The organism is Candidatus Schekmanbacteria bacterium (assembly GCA_003695725.1).
Lineage (GTDB): Bacteria > Schekmanbacteria > GWA2-38-11 > GWA2-38-11 > J061 > J061.
The window spans coordinates 1-7,668 of the sequence record RFHX01000155.1 but is presented as its reverse complement, the minus strand read 5'-3'; the positions used below and the strand labels follow the sequence as shown (position 1 = coordinate 7,668).

Below are 7,668 nucleotides of genomic sequence, written 5' to 3'. Positions count from 1 at the left end.
ATTTTAGAAACAATATTATGATAAATGAAAGAATAGAAAAAATTGAAAATGAGAAGAGGATAGACAAAGAAGAAGCAATTCTTCTTTACGAGAAATCGGATTTGCATCTTCTTGGACGTCTTGCCCATAATATTCGACTTAAGAAAACTGATTCTTCCCAAGTTTCCTATATAGTTGATAGGAATATTAATTTCACGAATATCTGTGTTTCAGGCTGTGCATTTTGCGCTTTTTATAAAAAACCGGATGAGGAAGGAGGATTTCTTCTTTCAAATGATGAGATATATAATAAGATTGATGAGGCGATAAAAAAAGGTGCTTCAAGAATATTGATGCAGGGAGGACTAAATCCTAACCTTGGTCTGGATTATTATGAAAAACTTTTAAAAGGAATTAAGGAGAGATTTAAAATCCACATCCACTCATTTTCTCCACCTGAAATTGTCTTTATTGCAGAAAAAGAAAAAATATCCACCTCCAAGGTATTACGACACTTGAAAGATGCAGGGCTCGATTCTATACCCGGTGGAGGTGCAGAGATATTGGTAGAGGAGACGCGAAGAAAAATAAGCCCCCATAAGTGCAGTGGGAAACAATGGATTGAAGTTATGCGGGAGGCACATAAGTTAAAAATGCCTACAACAGCTACAATGATGTTTGGCCACATTGAAAGTATTAAAGACAGGGTTTTTCATCTTGAGAGAATAAGAGAACTTCAGGATGAAACCGGAGGTTTTACAGCTTTCATACCATGGACATTCCAATGGAAAAATACAAAACTTGGCGAATTCAAAGCATCATCATTTGAATATTTAAAAACCTTGGCTCTTTCTCGCATATATTTGGACAATATAAAAAACATTCAGTCTTCATGGGTTACGCAGGGCGCCAAGGTAGCTCAGCTTTCCCTTTTTTTTGGAGCAAATGACCTTGGGGGAACAATGATGGAGGAAAATGTTGTGAGAATGGCAGGGGCAACATTTAGGATGGATGAAGATGAAATCGTTAATTTGATTGAAAGAGCAGGATTTGTCCCAGTTAGGAGAGACAATAATTATAAAATCTTGGAGATTAAAGGTGGCAGTTAAAAAGAAATGTTTTTCAAAGGTTGGAATAATAGGCGGAAGCAAAGCCTATTTGACGATTGATAAAAGCTGGGGGAAGCAAATATCGAGAAAAATCATAAAAACTCCTTTTGGCAATAGTGCTCCCTTATATATTTACGAAAAGGACGGAATTCATTTTGCCTTTATTTCAAGGCATGGGGAAAAAGGGTACGATGTTTCAGCTCCCTTTGTAAATTATCGGGCGAATATATGGGCATTAAAAGAGATTGGTGTTGAAAGAATTGTATCTTGGTCAGGGCCGGGAATAATAAACATTTCAAAATTCAAAGTGGCTGATATTGTCCTTCCTGATGACATAATTGATGAAACGAAGACGAGAAAAAACACCTTCTTTGAAAACAAGGGTATCGGATTTGTTAGGCAAAATCCCGTATTTTGTCCGGACCTTGCTGATATGGTTTATAATTGTGCAAAGAAGATGAAAATAAATGTTAAAAAGGGGGGCGTTTATGTTTGTACAGAGGGACCAAGATTGGAAACAGCTGCTGAAATCAAAATGTATAAAATCTTGGGAGCAGATTTGGTAGGGATGACTTTAGCACCTGAGTGTTTCCTTGCACGGGAACTTGAAATCTGTTATCAGCCAATTTGTTATCTTACCAATGTTGCTGAAGGTATTGGCAGAAAGAAATCATTTCAGTCAGGTATTCTCTTTGAAGGAATGCAAAATAAGGATGAGGCAGTTAAGGTGCAAGAAACATTAGAAAAAATTCCATCATTGATTTTTCGATTTATAAAAGAAAACTATGCAAAAGAGCGCAAATGCAGTTGTAAAGATTATATGCTCAGGTATAAAAAATCAGGTATTCTTTCAGACAACTGGAAGGATTGGTTCAAGTAATTTCCGACAAAATGTCATCATTAAGAATTTTTTTTGTCAAAAGTGAAAAAAAACTAATTCTTAATAATCTCTTTTTTTCCTTTTAATTCAATTATTTAGTTAATTTTTATCCTTTCTTTGTAAATGGCACGAATTATGCATTCAGTAGTGGCGAAAATTAGTTTTTTTCTTTTTTATTAAAGAGTTAAAGATATTGACAAGAGGTTATTTTTTGAATACACTCCGCACGAATTTTTTTTAAAATAGTATTCTGAAATCTTTCATTAGCATTAGGAAGTTGTGAAGAGGGGGATGGCAAGAAAGATAAATTGATAAAATCTTATTGAAATTGAAAAACGAAGGAGGATTGTTTTGGTCGAGTTCAAAAATTTAAAGAAACCGGAAAGTGGGACAAAAATTGAAATCAAAGATGGTCAGCTTAGTGTGCCTGATGACCCTATAATACCATTTATTGAAGGTGATGGAATTGGTGGCGATATTTGGGCTGCCGCTGTAAGAGTTTTTGATGCCGCTGTGGAGAAAGCTTATGGTGGTAAAAGGAAAATTCATTGGTTTGAAGTTCTTGCAGGCGAAAAAGCTTATAACTCTGTTGGAGAATGGCTTCCTGATGATACTATAAATGCGATAAAGGAATATAAAGTTGCAATAAAAGGTCCTTTGACAACACCTGTTGGAGGAGGAATACGAAGTTTAAATGTCAGTTTGAGAAAAATTCTCGACCTTTATGCTTGTGTAAGGCCTGTTAGATATTTTGAAGGTGTGCCAAGCCCTGTCAAGGCGCCTCAGAAACTCGATGTTGTCATATTTCGTGAAAATACAGAGGATGTATATGCCGGAATTGAATGGCAGCAAGGCACTGATGAAGTCAAAAAAGTCATTGATTTTTTGTCAAATGAAATGGGAGTAAAGGTAAGGCCTGATTCCGGTGTTGGTATTAAACCAATAAGCATAACAGGCACGAAGCGCCTCGTTAAGATGGGGATCAATTATGCGATAAAAAGAGGAAAGAAGAGTGTAACTCTTGTTCATAAAGGCAATATAATGAAGTTCACCGAAGGAGCTTTTAGAGATTGGGGTTATGAGGTTGCAAAAGAAGAGTTTAGCGACATTACAATCACAGAAGATGAGCTTTGGGAAAAATATGACGGCAAGCTCCCTGATGGGAAAATCCTCATTAAAGATAGAATAGCTGATTCAATGTTTCAGCAGGTTCTCACCAGACCAGATGAATATGACATCATCTGCACACCAAATCTCAACGGCGATTATCTTTCAGATGCCTGCGCGGCTCAGGTTGGAGGTTTAGGTTTAGCACCGGGTGCAAATATTGGTGATGAAGTTGCTCTTTTCGAAGCAACACACGGAACTGCTCCAAAATATGCAGGAAAAGATGTAATCAATCCCAGTTCGGTAATTCTTTCAGGCGTTATGATGTTTGAACATATGGGTTGGGATGAAGCAGGAGACCTTATTGTAAAGGCGATTGCGAAGACAATTCAAAACAAGACTGTAACTTATGACCTTGAAAGATTGATGGAAGGGGCAAAGAAGATCAAGTGTTCTGAGTATGGGAGTGAAATAATTAAAAATATGGACACTGTTTAAAGGAGCCTGAGTTATGAAGAGAAACAAAATTACAATAGTAGGGGCAGGAAATGTAGGTGCTACCGCAGCGCATTGGGCTGCTTCAAAAGAGCTTGGTGATATTGTTCTTGTAGATGTTGTGGAAGGAGTGCCTCAAGGTAAAGCGTTGGATTTGATGGAAACGGCACCAGTTGAGGGCTTCGATGTTAATGTAATTGGAACAAATGGCTATGAAGAAACGGCAGATTCGGATGTGGTAATCATTACAGCTGGACTTGCTAGAAAGCCGGGAATGAGCAGGGATGACCTTCAGGCAAAGAACGCAGAGATTGTAAAAAGCGTTACAGAGCAGGTAGTCAAATATTCTCCAAATAGCTATTTGATAATTGTCTCAAATCCATTAGATGTAATGACATATCTTGCATGGAAAGTCAGTGGATTTCCAAAAAACCGTGTTGTTGGAATGGCAGGCGTACTTGATACCGCAAGATTCCGCTGTTTTCTTGCAATGGAATTAGGTGTATCAGTTGAGGATATTCAGGCCTGTGTGCTTGGCGGACATGGTGACAATATGGTTCCTCTTGCGAGATATTCAACAATTTCAGGCATTCCAATAACTCATTTTATTTCACAGGAGAAGCTGGATAAGATTATCGAAAGGACGCGTAAAGCTGGAGGGGAAATAGTTGGTCTGCTGAAAACTGGAAGTGCCTATTATTCACCTTCCGCAAGCGCTGTGCAGATGGCAGAAGCCATTCTGAAAGATAAGAAGAGAATACTCCCTGCTGCAGCCTGCCTTGATGGTGAGTATGGCATAACAGGCAATATCTTTGTGGGTGTGCCCGTAAAGTTGGGAGGAAATGGAGTAGAAGAGATTATAGAGCTTGAGCTTCTTGAAGAAGAAAAGAATGCTTTATTGAAATCAACAGAAGGTGTAAGAAAAAATATTGAAAAACTGAATATTTAAAATTTGTTATTTCTTCTAAGGAATTCAGTTTTTTTGATATATACTTTGTGAGAGAAAGAATGAAATGATTTTTTTCCCGCTTACCTCCACAAAGAATTTAGAAACTAGTTAAAAAATCCTATTTAAGGTTTTTGAAGAAATGAGCGGGGCTTTTTTTTGATTTTTTTAAAATTTGTCACTTTTTAAACAAAAACAGGGTTGATAAAAATGAAAACGATAAAAGCTTCACAAATAACTGATGCTGTAAAAAAAATGTGTATGGATGCAAACTACGACCTTGGTGAAGATGTTGTAAAAGCTCTTGATGAAGCAATTGAAAAAGAGGAATCGCCTGTTTGTAAAGTTGTCCTACAGCACATAAAGGAGAATTCTGAAATTGCCAGAAGAGACTCAGTCCCTATGTGTCAAGATACAGGATTTGCTGTAATCTTTGCTGAGATTGGACAGGATGTACATATTGAAGGAAATTTTGTTGATGCTGTTAATGAGGGCGTAAGGCAGGGCTACAAGGAAGGATATTTAAGGAAATCAATTGTTGCCGATCCTTTGAATCGAGTTAATACAGGCGACAATACTCCGGCTGTAATTCATACCTCTATTGTCCCGGGAGATTCATTGAAAATCATTATGGCTCCAAAGGGTGGGGGAAGCGAAAATATGAGCGGCCTTAAAATGCTCAAACCCTCTGATGGAGTTGAGGGCATAAAGCAGTTTATTCTTGAAAGAGTAAGTGAAGCAGGACCCAATCCTTGTCCTCCTATAGTTGTTGGAGTAGGAATTGGAGGGACTTTTGAGGTAGCTGCTCTTCTTGCAAAAAAGTCTCTAACCCGTGAACTTGGCAAACATAATCCTGATCCTGAAATTGCCAAACTTGAAGAGGAAATGCTTGAAAAGGTAAATAAATTAGGTATTGGACCTCAAGGTTATGGAGGAAGAATTACAGCTCTTGCTGTACATATTGAAAAGCATCCATGTCATATAGCAAGTCTTCCTGTAGCAGTCAATATCAATTGTCATGCCCATAGACACAAGGAAGTTGTTCTTTAATAATTTGATGAGGGAAATGAAAATGGAAGGACCGATTAAACTTCAAACGCCGTTAAAAGATGAAGATGTTGAAAAGTTAAAAATAGGGGATCAAGTTTTAATAAGCGGTGTCCTGTTGACTGGAAGAGATGCGGCACACAAAAGATTGGTTGAACTCTTGGATAAAGGGGAAGAGCTTCCCATAGATGTCAAGGGTCAGGTTATATATTATGTAGGGCCTACTCCGGCAAAACCCGGAAGAGTTATAGGTTCAGCCGGACCGACCACAAGTGGCAGGATGGATGCCTATGCTCCACGTTTGATAGAATTGGGGTTGAAAGGAATGATAGGCAAGGGCTCGAGGGCTGATAATGTTATTGAAGCTATGAAAAAATATAAATCTGTATATTTTGCGGCTATTGGAGGAGCGGCGGCTCTGATTGCAAGCCAAATCAAAAAAGCTGAAATCATTGCCTATGAGGACTTGGGGCCTGAAGCAATTAGAAGAATAGAAGTCGAAAATTTTCCTGCTGTTGTAGTGAATGATATTTATGGCAATGATTTATACAAGGAAGGAAGGAAAAGATACCAGATAATTGATTGACGCTTTTTTTAACTTTTTTGGAGGTTTATTATGAGGTATAAATGGCGAACTGGAATGTGGGCGTGGGTCCTGCACAGAGTAACAGGATTAGGAATAACTCTCTTTATCCTTGAACATATTTATACTGTCAGCCATCTGCAGCAGGGGAGAGAGAGCTTCGACAACCTGATGAAGCTCTTTGGAGCTCCTATCTTTAAACTTGGTGAATTGGCTCTTTTTGCCATTATCATTTACCACAGTTTAAATGGTGTCAGGGTTTTTCTAATAGATTTTTTTGGAGGCGCAAGCTACCACAAATCGGTTTTTTGGGTATTGGTAGTTATAGGGATAATAATTTTTCTTGCTGGGGCTTATCCTTTTGTTTCGCCCCTTTTGGCAGGATAGATAGATAAGGAAGGATGGTGAATTATGGCATTAGAAAATAGAGTTTCAAGCGATTCAGGAGCTATAAACTGGTTTTTTCAAAGAATAACTGGTTTGGTTCTCCTCTTTTTGTTATTGATTCATTTTTGGATAATGCATTACAGCGGAGGAGAAGAAAATATCCTTTTTGATGCTGTTGTAAAGAGATTAGCAGATCCAAAGTTCAAAGTTATTGATTTATCCTTCCTCGTTTTGGGACTATACCATGGATTGAATGGCATCTGGATGGTAGTCCAAGACTACATTAAATCTCCTGCATGGAAAACGACAATATTCAGTTTGTTGTCATTTGTAGGATTAATTTTAGTAGTCCTTGGATTTGTTGCTGTATTGCCAATTTCACCTGATTGGGTAAATATCCCTTAATTTATAGGGATTTATTGAGGAGGATAACGATGACTTTTGAACATGATGTAATAATAGTTGGAGCTGGTCTTGCTGGTTCAAGAGCAGCTGTTGAGCTTGCTGAGAACACTGATGTTGCGATTGTAACAAAAGTATTCCCAACACGCTCACATTCGTCTGCTGCTCAAGGAGGTGTGGGAGCAGCATTAGGAAATGAAGAAGAAGACTCTCCACTTTGGCATGCCTTTGATACTACCAAAGGAAGTGACTATTTGGGAGATCAGGAAGCGATTGAAATAATGTGCAATGATGCACCGCGCACGGTCTATGAATTGGAGCATATGGGAGTGCCTTTCAGCAGAACCAAGGATGGCAAAATTGCACAAAGACCTTTTGGCGGGCATACGAAAAATTTCGGTGAAGCGGCTGTTAAAAGAGCATGTTATGCCGCTGACAGGACAGGACATGTAATGCTTCATACTCTCTATGAGCAGTGTATCAAACATCAGGTAAAGGTTTATTCAGAATTTTTGATGCTTGATTTGATCGTGCGAGACAATATCTGCCGAGGTATTGTAGGGATGGATATGATAAGCGGTGAAATAATAGTTCTTCATGCCAAGGCAGTGATGTTTGCTACAGGTGGATATGGAAAGATATTTAAGACAACATCAAACGCTTATTCTTCAACAGGCGATGGGATGAGCATTGTTTACAATGCAGGACTTCCACTTGAAGATATGGAATTTGT

General features: G+C 38.3%; 9 protein-coding genes. All 9 read left to right on the top strand.

What is annotated here, in order from left to right; all coding sequences use genetic code 11:
* Positions 1-17 precede the first annotated feature (17 nt).
* Positions 18-1,088, top strand: a complete 1,071-nt coding sequence (mqnC, locus tag D6734_06200; GenBank protein ID RMF95158.1) for a dehypoxanthine futalosine cyclase — start codon at positions 18-20, stop codon at positions 1,086-1,088.
* On the top strand, positions 1,078-1,968 hold the full coding sequence (locus tag D6734_06195) for a phosphorylase (GenBank protein ID RMF95157.1): 891 nt from the start codon (positions 1,078-1,080) through the stop codon (positions 1,966-1,968). The genes mqnC and D6734_06195 overlap by 11 nt, the downstream gene beginning before the upstream one ends.
* Positions 1,969-2,319: 351 nt before the next feature.
* Positions 2,320-3,573 carry an isocitrate dehydrogenase (NADP(+)) gene (gene icd / locus D6734_06190; GenBank protein ID RMF95156.1) on the top strand — a complete coding sequence of 418 codons (1,254 nt, stop codon included), beginning with the start codon at positions 2,320-2,322 and terminating at the stop codon, positions 3,571-3,573.
* Positions 3,574-3,586: 13 nt separating this feature from the next.
* A complete protein-coding gene (mdh, locus tag D6734_06185) occupies positions 3,587-4,519 on the top strand; it encodes a malate dehydrogenase (protein RMF95155.1) in 933 nt (310 codons plus the stop codon).
* Positions 4,520-4,726: 207 nt separating this feature from the next.
* Positions 4,727-5,566 carry a fumarate hydratase gene (locus D6734_06180; GenBank protein RMF95154.1) on the top strand — a complete coding sequence of 280 codons (840 nt, stop codon included), beginning with the start codon at positions 4,727-4,729 and terminating at the stop codon, positions 5,564-5,566.
* Positions 5,567-5,588: 22 nt separating this feature from the next.
* Positions 5,589-6,149 carry a Fe-S-containing hydro-lyase gene (locus D6734_06175; GenBank protein ID RMF95159.1) on the top strand — a complete coding sequence of 187 codons (561 nt, stop codon included), beginning with the start codon at positions 5,589-5,591 and terminating at the stop codon, positions 6,147-6,149.
* Between the two features lie 30 nt (positions 6,150-6,179).
* Entirely contained in the window at positions 6,180-6,533 is a 354-nt protein-coding gene (sdhC, locus tag D6734_06170) for a succinate dehydrogenase, cytochrome b556 subunit (GenBank protein ID RMF95153.1), read from the top strand.
* A gap of 24 nt (positions 6,534-6,557) precedes the next feature.
* Positions 6,558-6,938, top strand: a complete 381-nt coding sequence (sdhD, locus tag D6734_06165) for a succinate dehydrogenase, hydrophobic membrane anchor protein (protein ID RMF95152.1) — start codon at positions 6,558-6,560, stop codon at positions 6,936-6,938.
* A 29-nt stretch (positions 6,939-6,967) separates the two neighbouring features.
* The coding region (locus tag D6734_06160; protein ID RMF95151.1) for an FAD-dependent oxidoreductase at positions 6,968-7,668 on the top strand (701 nt) is incomplete at its 3' end.

Excerpts from the sequence above, each read along its gene's own strand:
- mqnC (RMF95158.1), top strand. The coding sequence starts at position 18 with ATGATAAATGAAAGAATAGAAAAAATTGAAAATGAGAAGAGGATAGAC.
- mdh (RMF95155.1), top strand. The coding sequence starts at position 3,587 with ATGAAGAGAAACAAAATTACAATAGTAGGGGCAGGAAATGTAGGTGCT.
- D6734_06180 (RMF95154.1), top strand. The coding sequence starts at position 4,727 with ATGAAAACGATAAAAGCTTCACAAATAACTGATGCTGTAAAAAAAATG.
- D6734_06175 (RMF95159.1), top strand. The coding sequence starts at position 5,589 with ATGGAAGGACCGATTAAACTTCAAACGCCGTTAAAAGATGAAGATGTT.
- sdhC (RMF95153.1), top strand. The coding sequence starts at position 6,180 with ATGAGGTATAAATGGCGAACTGGAATGTGGGCGTGGGTCCTGCACAGA.
- sdhD (RMF95152.1), top strand. The coding sequence starts at position 6,558 with ATGGCATTAGAAAATAGAGTTTCAAGCGATTCAGGAGCTATAAACTGG.